The following is a 20,019-nucleotide window of genomic DNA, read 5'->3' as shown; positions in this document are numbered from 1 at the left end:
CGCAATTGCCAGATAAAGATATGGTTTTCCAAGGAACAGAGAGTCGGACCGACATCATCTATATAGTCTCGTCCGCCAAATAGATAATCCACATGAAGCTGAAGATCATCGAGCTCGAGAAGGACAAGGTACGAATGAGTCTCGAAGGAGAAGGACACACATTTATGAATACACTGACCGAAGAGATCCTCACCGATCCGGAAGTCGATGTAGCAAGATATGTGATCGAGTACCAGTTCTCTGACCCGGAACTGTTCGTCACCTTAAAGGAAGGATCCAAAAAAGATCCGATAGCAGTTATCCGCGATGCATGCACCCGCATCTCATCCAGATGCGATGATCTGCTTGGATACCTGAAAAACTGAAGATTACTTTTCTGCCCGAACCCTCAGGTTTATGGGCAAAAACCATACTAATACTTTTTTATCTTATGCTTGATGAGATACGGTATGCAGCGTCCAAAGACACGAAGGTCGCGTATCGTATTGTCGGGTCCGGATCGCCGCTGGTGATCGTGAGCGGACTCGGCGACTCGATGAATGACTGGAAAGAGTCGATCGTGCAGGCGCTCGCTAAAGAGTACTGTGTGATCCTGCCGGACAACCGGGGTATGGGACTGACAAGGATAGGGTCGGTTGCCCCGCAGAAGATGACGATATCCCAGTATGCAGAGGATGTTTTTGCGGTGGTCCAAAAGGAAGGGCTGACTGATGTATACCTCCTTGGCCATTCGATGGGCGGCATGATCGCGCAGGAGTTTGCGCTGTCCCATCCTGACAGAGTGAAAAAGCTGATGCTGTTTGCAACCGATTACGGGCCGGAATCTTCGTACCGCGCCCGTCTGATGAACCGGTGCGTTTTGCCTCTGCAGGCGCTTTCGGTGATTGCACCCTGGCACACGAAAGGGTTTCGGGCAGGCGCGTGCGCTATTGCGTCGTGGGAGGGAACAGCGGAGCGGCTGTGTACAATACAGTGCGAAACCATGCTTCTGTTTGGGGACACGGATTTTCTGATGCATATTGATGTCGGTCACGAGATGCATGCCATGATCGATGCGTCAGTGCTGAAGATTGTTCCCGGCGGAACGCATCGTATGCATGATCTCTATCCAAGAGAGTTTACCAAGACGGTTCAGACATTCTTCGGGGAAACTGCTGAGCAGAAAAAAGAGTAAATTTTTAGAGAATTTTCTGGGTGAATGCAACAGAGCCGGAGATTCTGGTGATTCTGACCTTGACGTTCTGACCTGCTTTGGTTCCTGAGACGTACAGAATGTATTTTCCGATGTGGGCAACACCGTCGCCTTTTTTGCTGATGGATTCGATGTGAACCTCAAGCTCTTTTCCTTCTTCGATTGCGGGACCCTGTACTTCGGTCTTGACTTTGCGTTTTCTGATCGGGCGTTTAGAGCCGCATGCCTCACAGAGAAGCATCTGGACACGGTCGTCTTTGACGAGTTTGGTGTCCGGGCGGCCGCATTCTGAGCAGATGACATAGTCGTTGACATAGGTTTCAACAATTGCGACGAACTGTGACTCTTCGAACTTACCGTTGAAGACGGCACGGCTGCCGTCGATTTTACCGGCGGTTCCGAGTTCGCCAAGGATGAACTTCATGAAGTGTTCCGGATCTCTGTTTAACGAGTCGGCAATATCTGCGAAGTTATCCAGAACGGTGGTCTTGCCCTCAATATAGATCTTGGTTTTGGGCATGACGAAACGTTCGCCCGTGTCTGTCGGCTCAGACATTCCCGAGTACGCCGATTTTAACATATCCTCGTATGACTCGACCATGCAGTATACGTTGGTGCTGAAGACATAAAGTTCTGGTGTCATGAAAGGCTTTGCGGATTTATTTGTGAGTCGCCCACGGAACGCGGCAAAGTACCGATAAAATTTGATTTTGTTCCCGTTTCATGTCATCACCAAAATCATAATAAACATGAAGCCGGTAAATATACCAAATAAGGACGAAGAAAAAATCGATATGGTTCACAAAGGAAACTGCCTAAAAAGATCTGTCTGCAATGAAGTCTGCGGCTGAACGTCCCTGATCCCGACCGGCAGAATTACCGATAACGGCCGGTATCATCCGATGTGTGTGTTGTTTGTGATTGAACAATCTCTCTCGCCTTTTCGCGAGACATCTAAGTTGAGGTGCCTGTGCTTGAGGGGCACCTACCACATGCTTTTATATTTTTTTCAGGCAGGAATTATTGCCCGGCTCATCATTCATGAAAACGGTAACCGCATAAAGCGTGATTCCAAAAAGCGAACTAAATAATTTTTTGAGAGTACACGACGCCACCCTGATACAGGTGTTTTTCCCCGTCCAAAACCAATACTCTGATCATTATGCTGGCAGCAAAAGATGAAGCCTACATCAACTCAATTCTCGGACGCGAACTCACCCCGCTGGAGTCCGCAGCATTTGAAAACCTCTGGAGCGAGCACTGCAGCTACCGCTCCACGAAAAAATTCCTGCGAACACTGCCTACCACAGGAGATGCAGTCATTGTCGGGCCCGGCGACGACGCAGCAATCGTGCAGTTCAGCGACGACACTTTCCTTGCTCTTGCGATGGAATCCCACAACCACCCAAGCTACATCAACCCCTACTCAGGAGCCGCGACCGGCGTCGGCGGAATCGCACGTGACGTATTCTCCATGGGAGCACAGCCGATCGCAATCCTCGCACCCTGGTACTTCGGTAAAATCGAAGAAGAAAAAACACAATGGCTGATGAGGAACGCAACCGCAGGGGCTGCCGACTACGCAAACACCATCAATGTCCCTGCACTTTCCGGCTACCAGATGTTTGACGAGAGCTTCATGGGCAATCCACTCATCAACGTAGTGTGCCTTGGAAAGATGAAAGCAGGCAAATTCATGTTCGGCAAAGCATTCAAGATCGGATCAAAACTTCTGCTTTTTGGTGCGGCAACCGGACGCGACGGCCTAGGCGGCGCAGCATTTGCATCAGGCGACATCGCAAAGAATGCCGGAGACGAAGGCGTGAAAAACACCTGCGTTGACGGAAACCCGGCAGTCGAAGCAGACCTGATCAAAGCAACGCTTGAACTGTTCGAACGCGGACTGATTCTCTCCTGCCGCGATCTCGGAGCCGCAGGACTTGGCGGCGCATCATCAGAGATGTGCGTCAATGTCGGCGCAAGAATATTCGCCGACGCGGTCCCTCTTCGCGACACCAACATGAATGAAGTGGAAATCATGCTCGCCGAGTCGCAGGAACGGATGATCGCAGAAGTCAAGCCGGAAAAAGTTGCTGAAGCCGAAGCGGTCTGCAAAAAATACGGTCTTGCGTATGCAATCGTTGGTGAGACGACCGGCAGTGATCAGTACGTGGTCGAGTTCAACGGAAAAGTTGTCTGCGAACTGCCGATCAAACTGCTGACCGAAGGCGTCGTGGAGAACGATTTTCCCGAAAAACCGTATGACGCAGAAACGCCGTTCACAAAACCCGCGGGAACGATTTCAGAACTTGTCAGAAAAGTTCTGTCGCACCCCGACCTCGCAGACAACAGCATGCATGCAGCCCAGTTCAACTCACAGGCGCAAGGGAGGACCTACTGTGTTACGCCGTTTTACTCGGTGCTCGAGCTTGACGGCATGGGACTCTCGGCGGCATGTGGATGTAATGCCCGCCACACGTATCTCAATCCGTACGCGGGCGCGGCAAATGCGGTGCTCGAGCTTGCCTCGCACATTGTATCGGTTGGCGGTATGCCGCTGTGCGCTCTGGATAATCTAAACTTCGGCTCTCCGGAGAAGCCTGAAGTAATGTGGCAGATATCTGAGTCAACCAAAGGCCTCGGTGATATGTGCCGCGCTCTGGCGATTCCGATTGTTGGAGGAAATGTTTCGCTCTACAATGAGTCGGATGCTTACGGTACCAGTATCAAGCCGGCTCCGGCAGTTGCAATGTTCGGCAAGGGAGATCTGATCGGCTGGGAGTGGCCGGATAACGGCGACATGATTGCAGTTGTCGGTGCAACAAAGGAGGAGCTTGGCGGATCGGTGCTGGACGCAGTGACCGGCTGCGGTGGTGCGGCACCGGCAGTGGGCGATGTGAAGGCGCTGCCGGCCATCCGTGAGCTGGTGGAGAAGGCGCAGGTAAGCGGATGTATGGCGATTACCCGCGGCGGGTTGTTGTATGCGCTGGTAAATCTTGCGGCGCAGGCTGAGGTGCAGCTGAGCGGCGATGCCGTGACGAAGCTGTTCTCAGAAACCTACGGACGGTTCCTGGTGACGTTTTCGGATGAGCATTTCCTGAAAGAAAGCGGTATTCCGTATGAAATCATCGGAAAGATTACCGAGAGCGGAAAGCTGACGATTCGTACCGATACAGAAGTTGTCGTGCTGACCCAGCAGGATCTTTTCACTGCCGGAAGCACGATCACGAAGGCCTGCCGTGCACGGTGAAGAGAAAATATATTTTGGAGATTTGTTACCGCAGGATGCGGCAACAAAATTATCCCATTAAAATCAGCGAATGTCGAAATTATTCGCATATATCAGTAATTTATATTTTTGTTGCCGATGTTGCCGCTAAAACAGTACTGTTACTGTGAGTATCCCTTTACCTAGAAACACAATGTCAATAGATCGGCAACAAAAAATAAAAATCAGCAGTATTCGCAGGAAATAGATAATAACTCCTAAATATGAGTTATTTTTGTTGCCGCATGGTGCGGTAACAGATCGTGGTTCCACCAAAATACAAAAAGAAGTTTTACTCAACTTCCAGTCTCAGGCCGCCGAAGATGCCGGCAGCGAGGTTGTAGATGAAGGCGATGATTGCGCCGACAATGAATCCGACAATCATGCCGATGATGGCGATGATGACGACCGTAATGACGATGATGAGAATTCCTTCACCAAATGATGTGAGCATTGATAATCCCGGAATTGCAGTCATGTTGAAGATGGCAATGAGTGCCGAGATGATGCCGGCAATAATGGAGATGACCAGGTAGATTGCCGCACTCAGTTTGGCGGCAGACCAGACGTCGATGTGCTTTACCTCTTTTGTTTCCATAATACAGAAAAATGCTTTCTGCTACTACATATATTTACGGTTTGGCTGAGTGATGATCCGAAACGCGAATCGCATGCCTCCCACACGCCGTTCCGTCGTGTTCAACTCCTCCTTTCAGGAGTCGTTTCGGCCTGCTCACCGCTTCGCGGAAGAACGCGAATAGCGCGAATAAAAAAAATCGCCAATGGCGATTTTTAAGAAGTTATCATAATTATTTTTTTGGACATATCTATCCATTGAGAAATACAGATAATTTTTTCATTCGCGCTATTCGCGTTGCAAAAATGTATTTTGATTTCTGCCTTCACCAAATCCTCCAGCACCGCCGCCGCCCATCGATCCCATATCATTCATATTGAGATTGGACGCATCGATCAGCGCAGAAGGATTCTCAGTCTGCCCGGCATCAGTGGACGGAATGCTCCCGTCCAGCTGACCAGCGATGCTTTCGGCGCGGAGCTCGCCAAACAGCTTCAGCGACTCAACTGCCTTCTGATACTCTGCGTAACTGTAGAAAGCGGTCGGGTCTGCTTCCACCGAAGGAGCAATGAGCTCGTTGAGCGAATCAATCTTTGCCGCGAAATAGCCGCTCGCAAAGTAGCCGTCCACAATCTCCTGAAGATACTGGTGATACCGCTCCTTATACTCAGGCACTTCGAGAAGCTTTCCAATCAAAGGCCGGTCCTCCAGAGACACACCGGTAACCGGCGTGTCAATCGGGAAATTCACCGAACTCGTCGCGCTGCCTGACTGGAACGCACCAAACGCCAGATTGAAGTCCCACGGCAGAATCGAAATCTGCCCTTTGCCATCCTCATAGAGATAGTAGTTGTGCTTCAGACTGCTCACATAACTGTCAAGATTTACCAGAGCAGTGTTTGCCGCAAAGTAGCGGAGAACCTCATCCACATCAACATACGTCTCCAGATCAGTTCCTTCATTCAGATGCTTCAGGGCGGTTACCACCCGCTGCTTGTCGGCCTTTTTGGTCTTGCTCAGGACCGTATTGTTGAAGATATGCGCATAGCTCTCAATACTGTCATCAGTATAGATCAGATCCGCACCTCCGCCGCTGCCGCCGAACCCTCCCATCCCGCCGGGAACCATATTTCCATTTCGTTCCGAGAAGTCGAAAGTGGTGTTGGCATTGGCGTTGCCATTACCATTTTGCTGCTTTGTGGTGGGCATCATGGCAGAAGGATCAAAGTTTCCCATCTCCATACCTGCCGGAATGTCTCCCATTCCGCCGAAGTTCTCCATACCCTCAGGACGTTCGCCGCCCCCGCCAAACCCTCCGCCTCCGGCATTATCCATGCTTTCCGGCTTGTAGAGATTACCGTAGTTTACGCCGAAAACACGGGAGGCGAAGTCGTCTTCGACTGACTCGATCATCACGTACAGACCAAACGGCTCGCCATTGATCGAAATGTTCGCATAGGTCACCAGAGGAGTTGGCACACCCATGTACTCCATCAGATCATAGGAGAGATACTCCTTCATGTAGGTAGCATCCTGATAGACATTGTTCACCACAAACTCGGAAAGTCCGGCAAAACTTTGATCATTCACATACTCATCGGCCTTCAGCTTGAAACTGTACCGGTCCGAGTCGCTGGACGCAACCTGTGAAAGACTGGTCAGCCCCTTGGTCCGTATACCAACCGAAGGATACGTGACTCCGTTGATCACAATGTCGCAGCGGTGATACTCTTCTGCGAGAGGATTTTCCAGAATGTCATTCCACAGGGCATCGCTGATCACAATATTGATCTCGGTTATCGCATCCTCGTCAAACATGGATGCATACGTGACGATGCGTTCCTTCTCGGTGATGCCGAGAAGGCCAGGAGCAAACATCAGTACCGCAATAAGAGCCGCAGCTGCGACCACGCAGACTATGGTGATGAGGTTGATGTACTTTGCATCGATCATGATTTTACGTGAGATACTCTCCGTTGTACGTGACAAGAACGGCGCTTGAGACTCCGGGAAGCGTTGCGATGCGGTTGATGAACTCGCTGGTCTCGCCTGCGAGTCTGACCTCAACGGTCAGCTCGACCGAGCCGGTCCGAACGGTTTTGGACCTGAGGACGAGTTTCTTCACGCTGAGCGAGAGGATGTCCATGATCTTCTTCTCGGTTGCATCTCCATCACAGTCGACAACCAGAATGAATGGCTGGTCGCGGGATTTTTTGCGGGAGAAGACGAGCAAAAAGACACCGATCGCAATCGAACCGAAGAAGGCAAGCGGGATGAGGCCTGCACCGAGAACGATTCCGGCAGAAATTGCCCAGAACAAGTAGGTGATGTCCATGGGATCTTTGACTGCGGACCGGAACCGAACAATCGAGAGTGCACCAACCATTCCGAGAGACAGGATGATGTTGGAGCCGATAGCGATGATGATCATGGTGGTGATGAGGGCCATGGCAATGAGGGATATGCCAAAGCCTGATGAGTACATGACTCCGCTGTAGGTTTGTTTGTAGACGAAGAAAATGAAAAGACCGAGTACGAAGGCAAGGCCCATGGCTATGATCATGTCCGTGAGCGAGAATGAGGTCACGGTGGTCAGGAGGTTTGAGGAGAGGATGTCGTTAAAGGTCAGCTGTTCTGCCACAATTCTCGCCTCCAGGTAATTGGTATGATGTGTATAATGTCATGATGAGTATCCTGTAATTATCCAAACATCCGAGCGACGGCGTATTTGGAGAAGGCTGTTGCTTTTCTGTTTTCGACCTGAATCATGTTTCTGATGATGTCAGGGAGATAGTTGTCGTATTTTACTTCGAGGATGATGACTGAGACGCCATAGGTTGAGATGGTCGGCATTGCCGGGTCGAAGAGGTCGGTTGTTCTGATGCCGGTGGTAATGTTGGAGTCAAGGGTGACTCTGACATTTCCGGGCCCATAGGTGAAGGGTTCGCGGGTGTAGTCGACGAGAGTTTTTGGCCGGAGTTGTTCGTACCGCATTTTTGCGTAGAGTTCGGTGAGAAGAGCGTGTCCGGCATTTTTCATCCAGTCGGTGTCTCCGACAAGCAGTTTTTCACACTGGTCGCGGGTGACGGGGGCTGATATTTTGCAGGTGAGTGCGTTTACTTTGGTCTTTTTTTCGAGGCGAACGAATGAGTCGTCGTTGTTGTAAAGTCTGATGCGAAATTTCTCGCGATTGTTGATGCCGTAGAGTTTTTCGTAGAGGGCTTTGTCGCCCGGGGTGTCAAAGTAGAGGCTGCGGATTTTGTAGGTTCCGTTTTCATCTGCATGTTCGTCACTGCCTGCGATGGTTGACATCCGCTGACGGATGGTGAGATAGTCTGCGTGGTTGATGTAATATTTGAGTTCGTGTCTGAATTTTTGTTCTTTCAAGTTGTCTACCACTCCTGAGTACGATCCCCAAACACAAGCAGGAGATTCGTTATGATAGTGTTTGTTGTAAAGATATATTAACATAATGGAGTTAAGAGATTACATTATGATCAGGTACTGTGACAATGTATAGAGTTGGTGTTGGGAAAAAATCTCGATGGATTTTATCCCGGTTACTTCAAACAAAACCGTATACAAAAATTCCGATAAATAAAAATCATTTTTTCGCTTGAAAAATTTCTGTTCACGGCATCAGATGTTTTCCGGATTTTTTGATCAAAGCATACTATGGAAATACGTTGATTAGGAAGCACGCACTATAACATATTATTTTGTCAGGGGGAATGATGCGAGGCAAAGGAAACAGCGGAGTATCACCGGTGATTGGTATGATCCTCATTGTTGCAATTACGGTTGTGATGGCCGCGGTTGTCGGAGTGACGGTTTTGGGATTTGGTGATGCGGTCAGCGGAGGAAAGACTATCGGAGTGGTGCCGCATACTACCGGAGATGATACGAAGCCGCTGCAGTTGACGTTCTGGGGAGAGGATCTTGTGAAGATGAAAGGGGTTCAGGTGGCTGTTGCAACTGCTGGCGGAGTACGGATTGGTACTCCTGTGAATAACCTGACAGTATTTTCTGACGGGGTGCCGGTACTGATTGAGTTTGAAGAGGGATTTGATGAGGGCTATTATCCGATGGTGATCACGGCGACGTTTGATGATAAGACGGAGCAGGTGATCTATACTGGAAAGATGCGGGTTGGGGCGAAATGGAAGACTCCACAGGAAGTCAGTGATCGGGCACGTATAGCAATAAGTTGTGATGTGATGAACTACAGACTCAATATCACGGATAAAAGCACGTATGTGGAAGAATACCCGGTAAAAAAATGGACATTGGACTATGATGACGGAACACCTATTAAAGAATATTCTCCGTTAGAATATCCGAAGGATACAAAACTATTTTTGCATGACTATCCCAAATTAAATGCTATTCTTTCTGAAAAATCCTATAATGTGACATTTACTGTTTACTATGAAGATGATAAATGTACCTCTGTAACTGAAGAAGTCACTACGTATCTTTCCATAGAGGATGAGGGTATTAGAAAATACCTGAAAGTTTTCAAATTTCAAACGAAATATCTATTGAAGGATGGGGAGGATCCGGAGAATAACATGGACACTTTTATGGATCTGCGTTTTGTCAACACAGTTACAATCTGGAGAGAAAGTCTACCGAAACAAGGCGTTCAGGTAACCATCGCTCGTAATATAGATACTAGGTACAATTATTGGATGGATGTTGATGGATGGTATTTCTATGATGATGAAGATAAAGATAAAGAAAATCCAACTGACTCACCCACAGGAATAACCGTTCTCGCAAATGCAAAACCAGGTGATGTACGCTCAATTACCGTGGCACCATACAATAACACCGCTGGGATACTAATGACTCACACGGTGACAATTACCATACGATAACATCTTAGGATCAAAATAAAAAAATGATGGGGGAAGTACGTTAAAATTTCCCGCCGAACAGTTCCCATGACTTTTCCAGCGCATCAAGCGCCGGCAGCTTCTTGCCGGTCAAAAACTCGATGCATGCCCCTCCGCCCGTAGACAGATGCGAGTACTGCGGCTCAAGTCCGAGCTGCTCAATAACCGCCGCCGTATGACCTCCGCCGCAGACCGAGAAGTCTGACTTTGCCGCTGCATGGAGAAGTTCATACGTACCAGTAGCAAAATCCCGCTCCTCAAACATTCCTGCTGGACCATTAAACACAATCGTTCCCGAGTTGCAGAGAAGCTCGGAAAAAATTCCGATAGACTCACTGCCCATATCAAGAATCGGGCAGTCAGCCGGAGTTGCCTCAACCGGATACTCACGGCGTCCGCCGTTCTCCTTCACCGCAACAAACTCAGGCAGAACAACCTTATCACCATAAGCATCAAGAATCTTTTTCGCCTTCGCAACCTCATCCTCATATCCGAGAATTTTGATCAGATTCGTTGACGGCGCACCGATATCAATCCCCTTCGCAAGATAAAACACATTCGCGACAACGCCGATGATCGCAATTTTGTCTGCCGTACCATTTGCAAGAACATGGCCTGCAACAGCAATCGAGTCATCCACTTTTGTTCCGCCGAGAACAAACGTCACCGGTTTTGGTGCTGAAGTAAAAACGCGGGACAGATTCTTTACTTCCTTCTCCATCAGAAGACCTGCGACCGTCTTCATCGCAAACGGCAGGCCAGTGATCGTTGGTTGTGAGCGGTGCGCAGTACCGAACGCATCGTTCACAAAGATGTCAGCCATCGAAGAAAGTTTTCTGACAAGATGCGTGTACCGCGAGTCCTCCGGCTTCATCGTCAGATTCTCCTCAGCGCTAAACCTGACATTCTCCAGAAGAATCACATCGCCCGGATGCGACTTACGGACCGCCTCTTTAGCGCACCTGCCGATAATATCATCAACATACGTCACCGGCATATCCAAAAGTCGCTCAAGCCGCTCGGCATGCGCTTCGAGCGTTGTGAAGTCTTTTTTGCCCGGCCTGCTCTGATGGGCAAGCACTACAACTTTGGACTCCTCCAGAGCCTGAATGGTTGGGACATGCTCGCGGAACCGTTTGTCGTCAAGAATTGTATTCGATGAAGGATCGATCGGCGAGTTCAGATCCACGCGAACCATTACGGTTTTTCCGCGGGTTTCCACATCAGCAAGCGTACCAAATTTCATGGAAAAATCACTCCTCCCTATCTGAGATAATCATAGAATCGTAATCACTCGTAGTTACAACGTTTCGCTATGAGAGTATTAAATCCATCGAAGACTCTCTCATAGATTCATTTATTTTATAGTACAGCAGTTTGGGTAAAATAGTGAAGAGGGAAAAATTATGGGTGGGGAAAATTGTTTGTGATTACTTCGTGTAAAAATTCACGAGGTGTCTGCCGAAATTTGAGGGAGGAATCCTCCGGAGGCAATGTTGTTTATGAAAATGATATGAGGCTTTGCTATAGATGAATGATGGTTAAATGTTGGAGTGGGTAAAGGATTTTGGCATCGAAAAAAAGTGGGTGAATGGGATTTAAAAACAGGAGTATTTTTCATATGAAATCAATGAATGAGTCTAATGACAACTGTTTTTTGAGCATATTTTATGATGCCATTCTTCGAACCTTCTCTATAGATTGTTACGTAACATAGGTCCCCTTGTATCAAATAATTGTTCGGTATTTTCAGTATTACATCATGCAGACCTTGTGTATCCGGTATTGCAGGAGGAGAATAAATTAGTTCGTATGTATCGTTCACAAGGGAATACACATTTACGGTAATGGTGGTATTCTGAGTATGACCCTCACCATATTCCGGACTTACTATAATCCAGATATCTTCATCCTTATTCGTGACATTGTAATCATAACTATCCACGAGGACCCCATTTATAATCAATTGTTTCTCATCAAATTTAATTCCCTTATTATCGTTGTTCTTCTGGATTTGAATTAAATCTTCAAAAATTCCTGGATTTATGTCAAGTGGAATTTCCGGCATTTCTGGCCCGGTCGGTACTACCGGCACGACCGTTTCTATCCACTCATCCGGCACCATATCCCCGATCGGCATCACCATCGCGTTCGCTCCCATGTACAGCAGTGCCGGATGGTTTCTGCTGTCAGGCCCCACAATCGACAATTCACTCAGTTTTCCACTGATGATCCGGATCTTATCCCCTGTCTCCCAGACATTCAGCTCGAAACTTTTATCGTCATCACCCTCAAACTTTAAGATAGTACCCCCGCCTTTTATCAGCTCAATATTCTTGACTTCGATCGGTTTTTTTGTCGAAGTATCATAAAAAACCAGATTTCTTAGAGGCAGTGCATCTCCTCCCGCATGGTACAAACACACTCCGTCTGCGGATACCTGAAACCGCACATCTGGCGGTGTTCCCGACACATTCTCCATCGTCGCAAGCATAGTCAGGCCGATGATAGCTGAAGCTATCACTACAAGGCCAATCAAAACCACGACTGCAATGACCGGAGAGATACCGTTATCAGTTCTCATAAAGAACCATCATCTCCTGGATCATACGAGGGACGAAGTAGAGATTACCACATCCCCTTAAGGAAGGATATGCCAATAGGCACTATTAATACATTACCCACAATATTTTTCAAAGATCATACTATCGAAAAATCAATTCCCCGCCGACGATTTCACTTATCAGTGTGAATCAAACAGAGAGCATAATTTTTTCGAGAATTTTTTCGGTAGAAAAAAAAAATTATTTTCTTTTTTTTATCGGAAAATATGCGCGCCACAAATCTCAGAAGTGACCTATATTCAATCAAGAATAATTTTCCAACAAGACATCACAGTACGTTTTTTTGAAAAAAAAGACGCACAAAAAAGTTATCTCAAAAAATATGAACTTCGGCGCAGATGTGCCGCACTGGATAAATATTACAAATATTTAAAACAGATTAATGTAAGTAAAAGGCATCTGAAAAATGACATACAAATCCATAGCAATCATTAATCTCCTAATAGTCCTCCTGATATTCACCGCAGGATGTACCACTGTGCCGCCTCAGAATACCTCCGTGGAAAATGAAACACCAGAGTTTTCGAGCCTGTTCACCCCGGGTATCTACGACAAGGGCTCTTACCGCATGCCTCCGGGAGTTGAGGGTCAGATTATTTTTCCGGTGGAGTGGAGATTTGATCTTGAGAACAGTACAGGATTTGCCAAAGTGGAGCGGCGAAATGCAACAGAGAGCCGAGTCCCTGTATTCGTGGCAAACCCGGGCGAGACCGGCCTCATCTCATTGAAAATTACGGCACCAGCCGGGAAGGACATCCAGGTCCACCTTGATCCTGACACTGATGTCCCGGACGGAATGTCGGTTCGACTGCAGCAGGATACCGTGAACGTGTCCGCAGGAGAGACGGTGTTTGTTTTTCTTGAGATGAACGTGAACACGAATGCGACCAACTCTGATGCGGTGTCTCTTGTTCTGCTTTCAACTGAAGACGGATGGAAACTGGGGAACTGGTGTCAGATGCTCACAAGTACTGATCCCCAGATCCCTCAACTGTGACGCGAGGGGAAATACTATAATTTCTTAATCCCAATATACATCTTAATTGGGAGAGCAGCAGAATGGAAGTGTATCACAGCATCAAAGATGATGTTCTTGTAAAACTCAAGCGTGAGCTCTCCTTCCTCTCGGAAAAATATGGTGTTGCAACGATTGGAATCTTCGGCTCCGTATCCCGGGGAGAGGATACCCAAGAGTCTGACATAGATGTTCTGGTAACATTTCAACCGGGAAAAAAGAACATCAGAAACTACATGGGGCTCGCAGATTTTCTTGAAGAACTCTTCGGGCGAAAAGTGGATCTCCTCACCGAGGCAGGCATCAGCCCCTATATCAAACCAAATATCGAAGGGGAACTGATCATATGCAAAGCGACCTGACTAACCTCCATCACATCAAAAAGGAAACAACCTACCTCTGCCACATCCTTACAACCTACTCGCATGAAATGTTCATGCAGGATGAAATGTGTCAGAGGGCAGTGGTCAGATCGCTTGAGATCATCGGCGAAGCAGTAAAAAATCTCACGCAAGAGTTCACCTCACTGCATCATGAAATTCCCTGGAAACTTATTGCAGGAACACGGGACAAACTGATTCATGGATACTTTGACGTGGACTATGATCTCATCTGGGACACAGTAGTGCAGGACATCCCGTCACTTCACAAATCGATCAGCCAATTCATCTCTGATCAAAACACGTAACCAAAAATATTTTCAAAAAAAATTTTTCAAAAAGACAATCGAAAAAATAAAAATTATTTTTCCGACTTGCCCTTCACTCTCTTCATACGGAACAGCTCTTCGCGTTCCATCTCATCGAGACGCATCTTGATAAAGTTCCGTGCCTCGATCAGCTCCGGAATCACCTTGAACTCCAGTGCATTCACACGGCGCTTTGTTCCTTCAATCTCATCAAGAAGACGCTTCATCGTCGTCTCAAGTTCTGCGGAGAGAATAATCGTCTCCACTAAATCCTCGAATGCTTCAGCCGCCTCATCGATCGCGGACGAAGTTCCCAGAACTCCGTACCCGCGCTCAGTCAGCGTCTTCTTCACACTCCTTGACTCGATCTTCGGCACAACAACACCCATGATGTTCTTGCTCTTGAGATCAATCTGCGGGCTCTCGGATGCCGAGAATGCCGCAGCCTTCACTCCGATACTTCCCTCCACAGTTTCTGCGATTGCAATCATTTCCTGTGCACGGGCGTACTTCACAGCAAGATCATTGCGGAGATCCTTTGCCTCCGCAAGCACCTTGAAGAACTCAAGGATCAGTCCATCGCGCTTCATCTTCAGAAGCTTATATCCGCGTTCCGATAACTTGATCCTCCTTTTCAGATTGATCAGTTCGGATCTGGTCGGCTTCACATTCAGCGCCATGGCAAATCACTTCCGGTAATTCGGGTGGTAGGTCTTAATCAGATCACGGTCGATACGCTTCTCAAGCTCGCTCTCCGGCAGCTGAACAAACATGTTCCAGCCGACATCAAGCGTCTGAGCAATCGTACGGTCCTCATCGGAACCCTGACGGACGAACTTGTTCTCGAATGCATCTGCAAACTCAAGGAACTTCTGGTCACGCTCGGAAAGTGCATCCTTACCAACGATAGCCACAAGGCCGCGGAGGTCGACGCCTTCTGCGTAACCCGAGTACATCATATCAGAGACCTTCTTGTGATCGTCACGGGTAAGACCCTTGCCGATACCAAGGTTCATCAGACGGGACAGGGACGGCAGCACGTTGATTGGCGGGTAGATACCCTTACGGTGCAGCTCCGGAGAGATAACGATCTGACCTTCCGTAATGTATCCGGTAAGATCCGGAATCGGGTGGGTAATATCGTCACCAGGCATCGTCAGAATCGGAATCTGCGTAACAGATCCCTTCAGACCCTTAATGATACCTGCACGCTCGTAGATGGATGCCAGGTCCGTGTACATGTAACCCGGATAACCACGACGGCCCGGTACTTCTTCACGGGCAGCACCAATCTGACGGAGTGCCTCACAATAGTTGGTCATATCGGTCAGGATAACCAGCACATGGTATCCAAGCTCGTATGCCAGATACTCTGCAGTGGTCAGTGCAAGACGCGGGGTAACCGTGCGTTCGACTGCCGGATCATCTGCAAGGTTCAGGAACACCACTGCACGTTCAAGTGCACCGGTTCTCTCGAAGTCTGCCATGAAGTAGTTTGCTTCTTCACGGGTGATACCCATTGCAGCAAACACGACTGCGAACTCTTCGGTCGATCCCGGAACTTTTGCCTGACGGGCAATCTGCAGTGCAATCTCGTTGTGCGGGAGACCAGCGGAGGAGAAGATCGGAAGCTTCTGACCACGGACAAGAGTGTTGGTTCCGTCAATGGTAGAGATACCGGTCTGGATGAAATCTCTGGGTGAACCGCGTGCATATGGGTTGATTGCAGCACCGTTGATGTCAAGGCGTTTGTCGGGGACAATGTCAGGTCCGCCGTCGATCGGTTTTCCTCCGCCGGAGAGAATACGTCCGAGCATGGTCTTGGAGACCGGCATCTTGAACGTCTCACCGAGGAAGCGAACGCCGGTGTCGCGGCCGAGACCAGTCGTGGTCTCAAAACACTGGACAACGACGAGATCTTCGGAGGTATCAAGAACCTGTCCGCGTTTCATTGTTCCATCGGGCAGAACAAGACTGACCTGCTCTTCATAACTTACCGGTTCGGTCTTCTGAACGAAGAGCAGAGGTCCGGCAACTTTGGAGACTGTCTTATATTCCTTCATTTTATGCCCTCAGTACTTTGAATTCAGCGTCCATCTCAGAGTAGATCTTGGCAAGAACAGGCTTGTAGTCCTTGGTGAACTTGATCTGCGGCATCTCGTTCTTTGCCTTGATGGAAAGAATCTGGGACGGCGGAACTCCTGCTGCCTGTGCGGCGTATGCAAGGTCTGCAAAGCCTTTGATCATCTTGAACATGTCAAGCTGTTTCTCCAGACTGCAGTAGGTGTCGACCGGGTCGAAACCGTTCTGCTGCAGGAACAGTTCACGGATCATACGTGCAACTTCGATCGTGATCTGCTCGGCTTCCGGCAGTGCGTCGGAACCGACCAGCTGAACGATCTCCTGAAGTTCAGCTTCCTTCTGCAGGACTTCCATGAACCAGCTGCGAAGCTTGTTCCACTCTGGCGAGACTTTCTCGTCATAGTAATCATTCAGCTGAGCCATGTACAGTGAGTAGGACTGCAGCCAGTTGATTGCCGGGAAGTGGCGTCTGCGGGAAAGGTTTGCATCCAGTGCCCAGAAGACTTTCACGATACGGAGCGTGTTCTGCGTAACCGGTTCGGAGAAGTCACCACCGGCAGGGGAAACTGCACCGATAACGGAAACAGAGCCGCTGCCGCCTGCGAGAGGCTGGACAAGTCCTGCACGCTCGTAGAACTCGGAGAGTCTGGAGGACAGGTATGCGGGATAACCTTCTTCACCGGGCATCTCTTCAAGACGGGAACAGATTTCACGCATTGCTTCTGCCCACCGGGAGGTGGAGTCTGCCATGAGTGCAACGTCGTAGCCCATGTCACGGAAGTACTCTGCAAGAGTAATACCGGTGTACACAGATGCTTCACGGGCTGCCACAGGCATGTTGGAAGTGTTTGCGATGAGAATTGTTCTCTCCATCAGAGAGTTTCCGGTCTTCGGGTCAGTAAGTTCCGGGAACTCGGTAAGAACTTCAGTCATTTCATTGCCGCGTTCTCCGCAGCCGATGTAGACCACGATCTCTGCATCAGACCACTTTGCCAGCTGCTGCTGGGTAACGGTCTTTCCGGATCCGAACGGTCCCGGAATTGCTGCAGTTCCTCCTTTTGCGATCGGGAAGAGACCATCAAGGATTCTCTGACCGGTCAGCAGCGGAATGTTCGGGGTGTGCTTCTCCACGTACGGACGCGGAAGACGAACCGGCCAGCGCTGCATCATAGGGAATGCTTCGCCTGAGTCAAGTTCGATGATGATGTCGTCAACCGTGAAGTTACCGGACTTGATGGTCTTGACAACGCCGCCTTTTGCGTTCGGCGGGATCATGACCTTGTGTACGATACTGCGGGTTTCCTGCACTTCACCGATGACCTGTCCGGGTTTTACGGTTGCGCCTGCACTTACGACCGGCTTGAAATCCCACTTTTTCTCGTGGTCAAGTCCCGGTGCGGTAACTCCGCGTGCAATGAAGTTGCCCATCTTTTCGATGAGGACTTCAAGCGGACGCTGGATACCGTCGTAGATACTGGTCAGCAGTCCCGGACCCAGCTCGACTGCGAGCGAAAGTCCGGTGTTTATGACGGGTTCTCCCGGGCGGATGCCCGTGGTGGATTCATAGACCTGAATGACGATATCATCGCCATCGATCTTAATGACCTCACCCATCAGCTCCTCATTGCCGACCTTGACCACATCGTACATGTGGGCGTCAAGGTCGACTGCAGTGACCACAGGTCCTGCAATGCGTTTGAGTATTCCTGGCTTATTACTTACTTCCACAAATCAACACCCACCGAACGCTTAATACGCTCTCTCAGGGAGAGACCTGCCTCCTGCCCGCCAATGGTTACAATGGTGGGTTTGACGGAGTTTTCAATGACTACCTGCAGACGACGCGGGATCTGCTCAAGGTCTGCGCTCTGAAGAACGAGAATGCCAACTTCGGGATCGTTCAAGACACGGGTGATGGTCTCGGTCAGTTTGTCCGGAGTTTCTGCAGAGTACGTTTTGCGTACTCCTGCAAGTTGGAATCCGATAACGAACTCCTTGTTTCCAATAACTGCGATTTCCATTACATCACCAGATACTTTTCCAGAACCTCGGATGCTAAGCCTGCTTCTTTGCCGCGGGCGAGTGCACGGAGGTTGGCAACTTCATACTTCTTTCGTTCGAGGTACACCAGAAGCGGAGAGATCGAGAACGGGTTGCGCTTTGAGACATTGTCCATCTGATTCAGCTGGGCTGTGATCAGCATGCCTTCAATTGCATAGATCGGTTTCTTCTCTCTCAGTGATTCGAGTGCCTCGATGAGAACGGGCGACTTGACTTTCTTTTTGAGTGTGTCGACAACCTCGTCTAGACCGGCAACCGAGCAGAGACGCTCGAGTTCCTCGGCATGGTACGACCCTCCCTCAACCCAGATATCCGAAGTATTTACATCAGGTTTGCCCTGAGCCCGGATACGGAAGAGATTGGTGATGTTTTTGATGTCGATCTCAAACACGACGTACTTGAAGAACGGTAATCCGCCTTTCATGCCGCCGCGTGCTGCTTTGATCAGCGTCGCATAGTAGTACTTGTAGAGTTCGTTCTCGAGTTTTCCAAACGAATGGGTCTCAAGTGCTTCGGAAAGTCCTGCGGAAAGAATTGCTGCCATCTGCTTCTGCGGCAGAGTTTCAATAATTCTTTCAACTGACGATTCCGTAAGCAGGCGATCAAGCACGGCAGCGTCAAGCTCGCCGGCCGGTACAAGTACTGCCCGGATCTTTCCTTCGGAAAGACCCTGGACTTTTCCACGAAGGATAGTCAAAATGTTTTGAATATCCCATTTGTGCAGGTAATCACGGGTAAATCCTTTCATCTCGCCCGGAGCAAGAGCGATAATACGCTGATACTCCTTTGCAAGGTTCCAGGACAGGGCGTTTTCAATGAGATCCACACCACCAAATGATGCGGAGAGTTCATCGACTTCGCGTTTGTACTCCATCTCCTCGATTGTTCTGGTGAACTCGGGGAGGCCCATGTTCAACATGCGGAGATACTCTTCTCGCTGGATGAGCTTCGCTTTGCGCACCCGCATACGGGTTGAAACATAGATATATGGAGCCGGACCGCTCATTACCTCAGTCATTATTTACCTCATCCAAACAAGATCTCCGATGCGTCCTTGAGACTTGACTCCCATACCTCAGCCATAAAGGTCTGATACGAGAGGTCAAGCGTTAACTGGCCATCGGCACTCTGTACTACGACACCGCCGTCGATGTCGGTGATTCCTCCAAACGTAAATCCGGAAAGGGTTTTCAGCTCTGACAGTGCTGCTTTTACCGCAGCTTCGTCACGTTCGTTTGCAAGTACGACACCTTCTTTGATCTGCTTTACAGCTTCTTTGAGAAGGGAGCGTACGGCTTTTGCGTGAACGTCTGCCGGAAGGTTTGCGATTTCGCCGGATGCTTCACTGTAGACTTTGTCGAGCAGCTCCTTTTGTGCATTGAGCTGGTCGCGTTTTACGACCAGATTTGCCGCAGCGACCTCACGGATCATAATGCGGTCAGACTGAAGGACAGCGTCTGCTTCTGCAGCGAGACGGATTTCCTCTGCACGTTTGGTTGCGTCTGCAACAATAGTCTTTGCTTCAGCTTCAGCTTCGGATTTAATCCGGGCTGCCTCGCGGGTACCCTTTGCCTTGATTTCGTCAACTACAACCTCAAGTCCCATGATTTGCAA

At 49.1% G+C, this 20,019-nt stretch carries 20 protein-coding genes; 7 read left to right on the top strand and 13 right to left on the bottom strand.

Annotation, left to right across the window (positions count from 1 at the left end; translation table 11 throughout):
- Positions 1-92 precede the first annotated feature (92 nt).
- Both McpAg1_RS08605 and McpAg1_RS08600 read left to right on the top strand, forming a co-directional pair.
- A complete protein-coding gene (locus McpAg1_RS08605) occupies positions 93-365 on the top strand; it encodes a DNA-directed RNA polymerase subunit L (RefSeq protein WP_338094904.1) in 273 nt (90 codons plus the stop codon).
- Positions 366-430: 65 nt separating this feature from the next.
- The gene (locus McpAg1_RS08600) at positions 431-1,174 is read left to right on the top strand and encodes an alpha/beta fold hydrolase (RefSeq protein WP_338094903.1); all 744 of its coding nucleotides are present in this window, start codon (positions 431-433) and stop codon (positions 1,172-1,174) included.
- Positions 1,175-1,178: 4 nt separating this feature from the next.
- Here the strand turns inward: McpAg1_RS08600 and McpAg1_RS08595 are convergent, their stop codons facing one another.
- The gene (locus McpAg1_RS08595; protein ID WP_338094948.1) at positions 1,179-1,793 is read right to left on the bottom strand and encodes a translation initiation factor IF-2 subunit beta; all 615 of its coding nucleotides are present in this window, start codon (positions 1,791-1,793) and stop codon (positions 1,179-1,181) included.
- A gap of 561 nt (positions 1,794-2,354) precedes the next feature.
- Between McpAg1_RS08595 and purL the strand changes: the two genes are divergently transcribed.
- Positions 2,355-4,442: a phosphoribosylformylglycinamidine synthase subunit PurL gene (gene purL, locus McpAg1_RS08590; RefSeq protein ID WP_338094902.1), complete on the top strand. Its 2,088-nt coding sequence runs from the start codon at positions 2,355-2,357 to the stop codon at positions 4,440-4,442.
- A gap of 310 nt (positions 4,443-4,752) precedes the next feature.
- Here the strand turns inward: purL and McpAg1_RS08585 are convergent, their stop codons facing one another.
- The 4 genes from McpAg1_RS08585 to McpAg1_RS08570 form a co-directional block, all read right to left on the bottom strand.
- Positions 4,753-5,058: a hypothetical protein gene (locus tag McpAg1_RS08585; protein WP_338094901.1), complete on the bottom strand. Its 306-nt coding sequence runs from the start codon at positions 5,056-5,058 to the stop codon at positions 4,753-4,755.
- Between the two features lie 267 nt (positions 5,059-5,325).
- Positions 5,326-6,990 carry a CotH kinase family protein gene (locus McpAg1_RS08580; protein ID WP_338094900.1) on the bottom strand — a complete coding sequence of 555 codons (1,665 nt, stop codon included), beginning with the start codon at positions 6,988-6,990 and terminating at the stop codon, positions 5,326-5,328.
- Between the two features lie 4 nt (positions 6,991-6,994).
- Entirely contained in the window at positions 6,995-7,678 is a 684-nt protein-coding gene (locus McpAg1_RS08575) for a DUF4956 domain-containing protein (RefSeq protein ID WP_338094899.1), read from the bottom strand.
- 59 nt (positions 7,679-7,737) lie between these two features.
- On the bottom strand, positions 7,738-8,424 hold the full coding sequence (locus McpAg1_RS08570) for a polyphosphate polymerase domain-containing protein (RefSeq protein WP_338094898.1): 687 nt from the start codon (positions 8,422-8,424) through the stop codon (positions 7,738-7,740).
- 344 nt (positions 8,425-8,768) lie between these two features.
- On the opposite strand from McpAg1_RS08570, the gene McpAg1_RS08565 reads away from it, so the two are divergent.
- Positions 8,769-9,917 (top strand): type IV pilin domain-containing protein, encoded by a 1,149-nt coding sequence (locus tag McpAg1_RS08565; protein ID WP_338094897.1) that lies wholly within the window; start codon positions 8,769-8,771, stop codon positions 9,915-9,917.
- 40 nt (positions 9,918-9,957) lie between these two features.
- Here McpAg1_RS08565 and McpAg1_RS08560 read toward each other — a convergent pair whose 3' ends face one another.
- Together McpAg1_RS08560 and McpAg1_RS08555 are read right to left on the bottom strand one after the other, a co-directional pair.
- A complete protein-coding gene (locus McpAg1_RS08560; RefSeq protein ID WP_338094895.1) occupies positions 9,958-11,181 on the bottom strand; it encodes a phosphoglycerate kinase in 1,224 nt (407 codons plus the stop codon).
- A gap of 381 nt (positions 11,182-11,562) precedes the next feature.
- Positions 11,563-12,519, bottom strand: a complete 957-nt coding sequence (locus McpAg1_RS08555; protein WP_338094894.1) for a type IV pilin domain-containing protein — start codon at positions 12,517-12,519, stop codon at positions 11,563-11,565.
- Between the two features lie 518 nt (positions 12,520-13,037).
- On the opposite strand from McpAg1_RS08555, the gene McpAg1_RS08550 reads away from it, so the two are divergent.
- The 3 genes from McpAg1_RS08550 to McpAg1_RS08540 all read left to right on the top strand — a co-directional run bounded on the left by McpAg1_RS08550 (position 13,038) and on the right by McpAg1_RS08540 (position 14,262).
- Positions 13,038-13,556 (top strand): ubiquitin family protein, encoded by a 519-nt coding sequence (locus McpAg1_RS08550; RefSeq protein ID WP_338094893.1) that lies wholly within the window; start codon positions 13,038-13,040, stop codon positions 13,554-13,556.
- 62 nt (positions 13,557-13,618) lie between these two features.
- On the top strand, positions 13,619-13,936 hold the full coding sequence (locus McpAg1_RS08545; protein ID WP_338094892.1) for a nucleotidyltransferase family protein: 318 nt from the start codon (positions 13,619-13,621) through the stop codon (positions 13,934-13,936).
- Positions 13,921-14,262 carry a HepT-like ribonuclease domain-containing protein gene (locus McpAg1_RS08540; protein WP_338094891.1) on the top strand — a complete coding sequence of 114 codons (342 nt, stop codon included), beginning with the start codon at positions 13,921-13,923 and terminating at the stop codon, positions 14,260-14,262. The genes McpAg1_RS08545 and McpAg1_RS08540 overlap by 16 nt, the downstream gene beginning before the upstream one ends.
- 53 nt (positions 14,263-14,315) lie before the next feature.
- Here the strand turns inward: McpAg1_RS08540 and McpAg1_RS08535 are convergent, their stop codons facing one another.
- From McpAg1_RS08535 to McpAg1_RS08510, 6 genes are read right to left on the bottom strand one after another with little or no spacing between them, the layout of a single operon-like run.
- Positions 14,316-14,942: a V-type ATP synthase subunit D gene (locus McpAg1_RS08535; RefSeq protein WP_338094890.1), complete on the bottom strand. Its 627-nt coding sequence runs from the start codon at positions 14,940-14,942 to the stop codon at positions 14,316-14,318.
- Between the two features lie 6 nt (positions 14,943-14,948).
- Positions 14,949-16,325: a V-type ATP synthase subunit B gene (locus McpAg1_RS08530; protein WP_338094889.1), complete on the bottom strand. Its 1,377-nt coding sequence runs from the start codon at positions 16,323-16,325 to the stop codon at positions 14,949-14,951.
- A gap of 1 nt (position 16,326) precedes the next feature.
- A complete protein-coding gene (locus McpAg1_RS08525) occupies positions 16,327-18,072 on the bottom strand; it encodes a V-type ATP synthase subunit A (RefSeq protein WP_338094888.1) in 1,746 nt (581 codons plus the stop codon).
- Positions 18,063-18,365, bottom strand: a complete 303-nt coding sequence (locus tag McpAg1_RS08520) for a V-type ATP synthase subunit F (RefSeq protein ID WP_338094887.1) — start codon at positions 18,363-18,365, stop codon at positions 18,063-18,065. The genes McpAg1_RS08525 and McpAg1_RS08520 overlap by 10 nt, the downstream gene beginning before the upstream one ends.
- Positions 18,365-19,423 carry a V-type ATP synthase subunit C gene (locus tag McpAg1_RS08515; RefSeq protein ID WP_338094886.1) on the bottom strand — a complete coding sequence of 353 codons (1,059 nt, stop codon included), beginning with the start codon at positions 19,421-19,423 and terminating at the stop codon, positions 18,365-18,367. Before McpAg1_RS08515 ends, McpAg1_RS08520 begins: the two co-directional genes overlap by 1 nt.
- An 8-nt stretch (positions 19,424-19,431) precedes the next feature.
- A complete protein-coding gene (locus tag McpAg1_RS08510) occupies positions 19,432-20,010 on the bottom strand; it encodes a V-type ATP synthase subunit E family protein (protein WP_338094885.1) in 579 nt (192 codons plus the stop codon).
- Between the last annotated feature and the right edge of the window lie 9 nt (positions 20,011-20,019).

The organism is Methanorbis furvi (assembly GCF_032714615.1).
Classification (GTDB): Archaea; Halobacteriota; Methanomicrobia; order Methanomicrobiales; family Methanocorpusculaceae; genus Methanocorpusculum; species Methanocorpusculum furvi.
Note: the sequence above shows the minus strand (reverse complement) of the source record. Positions and strands in the feature narration are given on the sequence as shown.

Excerpts from the sequence above, each read along its gene's own strand:
- McpAg1_RS08605 (WP_338094904.1), top strand. The coding sequence starts at position 93 with ATGAAGCTGAAGATCATCGAGCTCGAGAAGGACAAGGTACGAATGAGT.
- McpAg1_RS08600 (WP_338094903.1), top strand. The coding sequence starts at position 431 with ATGCTTGATGAGATACGGTATGCAGCGTCCAAAGACACGAAGGTCGCG.
- McpAg1_RS08595 (WP_338094948.1), bottom strand. The coding sequence starts at position 1,793 with ATGGTCGAGTCATACGAGGATATGTTAAAATCGGCGTACTCGGGAATG.
- purL (WP_338094902.1), top strand. The coding sequence starts at position 2,355 with ATGCTGGCAGCAAAAGATGAAGCCTACATCAACTCAATTCTCGGACGC.
- McpAg1_RS08585 (WP_338094901.1), bottom strand. The coding sequence starts at position 5,058 with ATGGAAACAAAAGAGGTAAAGCACATCGACGTCTGGTCTGCCGCCAAA.
- McpAg1_RS08580 (WP_338094900.1), bottom strand. The coding sequence starts at position 6,990 with ATGATCGATGCAAAGTACATCAACCTCATCACCATAGTCTGCGTGGTC.
- McpAg1_RS08565 (WP_338094897.1), top strand. The coding sequence starts at position 8,769 with ATGATGCGAGGCAAAGGAAACAGCGGAGTATCACCGGTGATTGGTATG.
- McpAg1_RS08560 (WP_338094895.1), bottom strand. The coding sequence starts at position 11,181 with ATGAAATTTGGTACGCTTGCTGATGTGGAAACCCGCGGAAAAACCGTA.
- McpAg1_RS08555 (WP_338094894.1), bottom strand. The coding sequence starts at position 12,519 with ATGAGAACTGATAACGGTATCTCTCCGGTCATTGCAGTCGTGGTTTTG.
- McpAg1_RS08545 (WP_338094892.1), top strand. The coding sequence starts at position 13,619 with ATGGAAGTGTATCACAGCATCAAAGATGATGTTCTTGTAAAACTCAAG.
- McpAg1_RS08540 (WP_338094891.1), top strand. The coding sequence starts at position 13,921 with ATGCAAAGCGACCTGACTAACCTCCATCACATCAAAAAGGAAACAACC.
- McpAg1_RS08535 (WP_338094890.1), bottom strand. The coding sequence starts at position 14,942 with ATGGCGCTGAATGTGAAGCCGACCAGATCCGAACTGATCAATCTGAAA.
- McpAg1_RS08530 (WP_338094889.1), bottom strand. The coding sequence starts at position 16,325 with ATGAAGGAATATAAGACAGTCTCCAAAGTTGCCGGACCTCTGCTCTTC.
- McpAg1_RS08520 (WP_338094887.1), bottom strand. The coding sequence starts at position 18,365 with ATGGAAATCGCAGTTATTGGAAACAAGGAGTTCGTTATCGGATTCCAA.
- McpAg1_RS08515 (WP_338094886.1), bottom strand. The coding sequence starts at position 19,423 with ATGACTGAGGTAATGAGCGGTCCGGCTCCATATATCTATGTTTCAACC.
- McpAg1_RS08510 (WP_338094885.1), bottom strand. The coding sequence starts at position 20,010 with ATGGGACTTGAGGTTGTAGTTGACGAAATCAAGGCAAAGGGTACCCGC.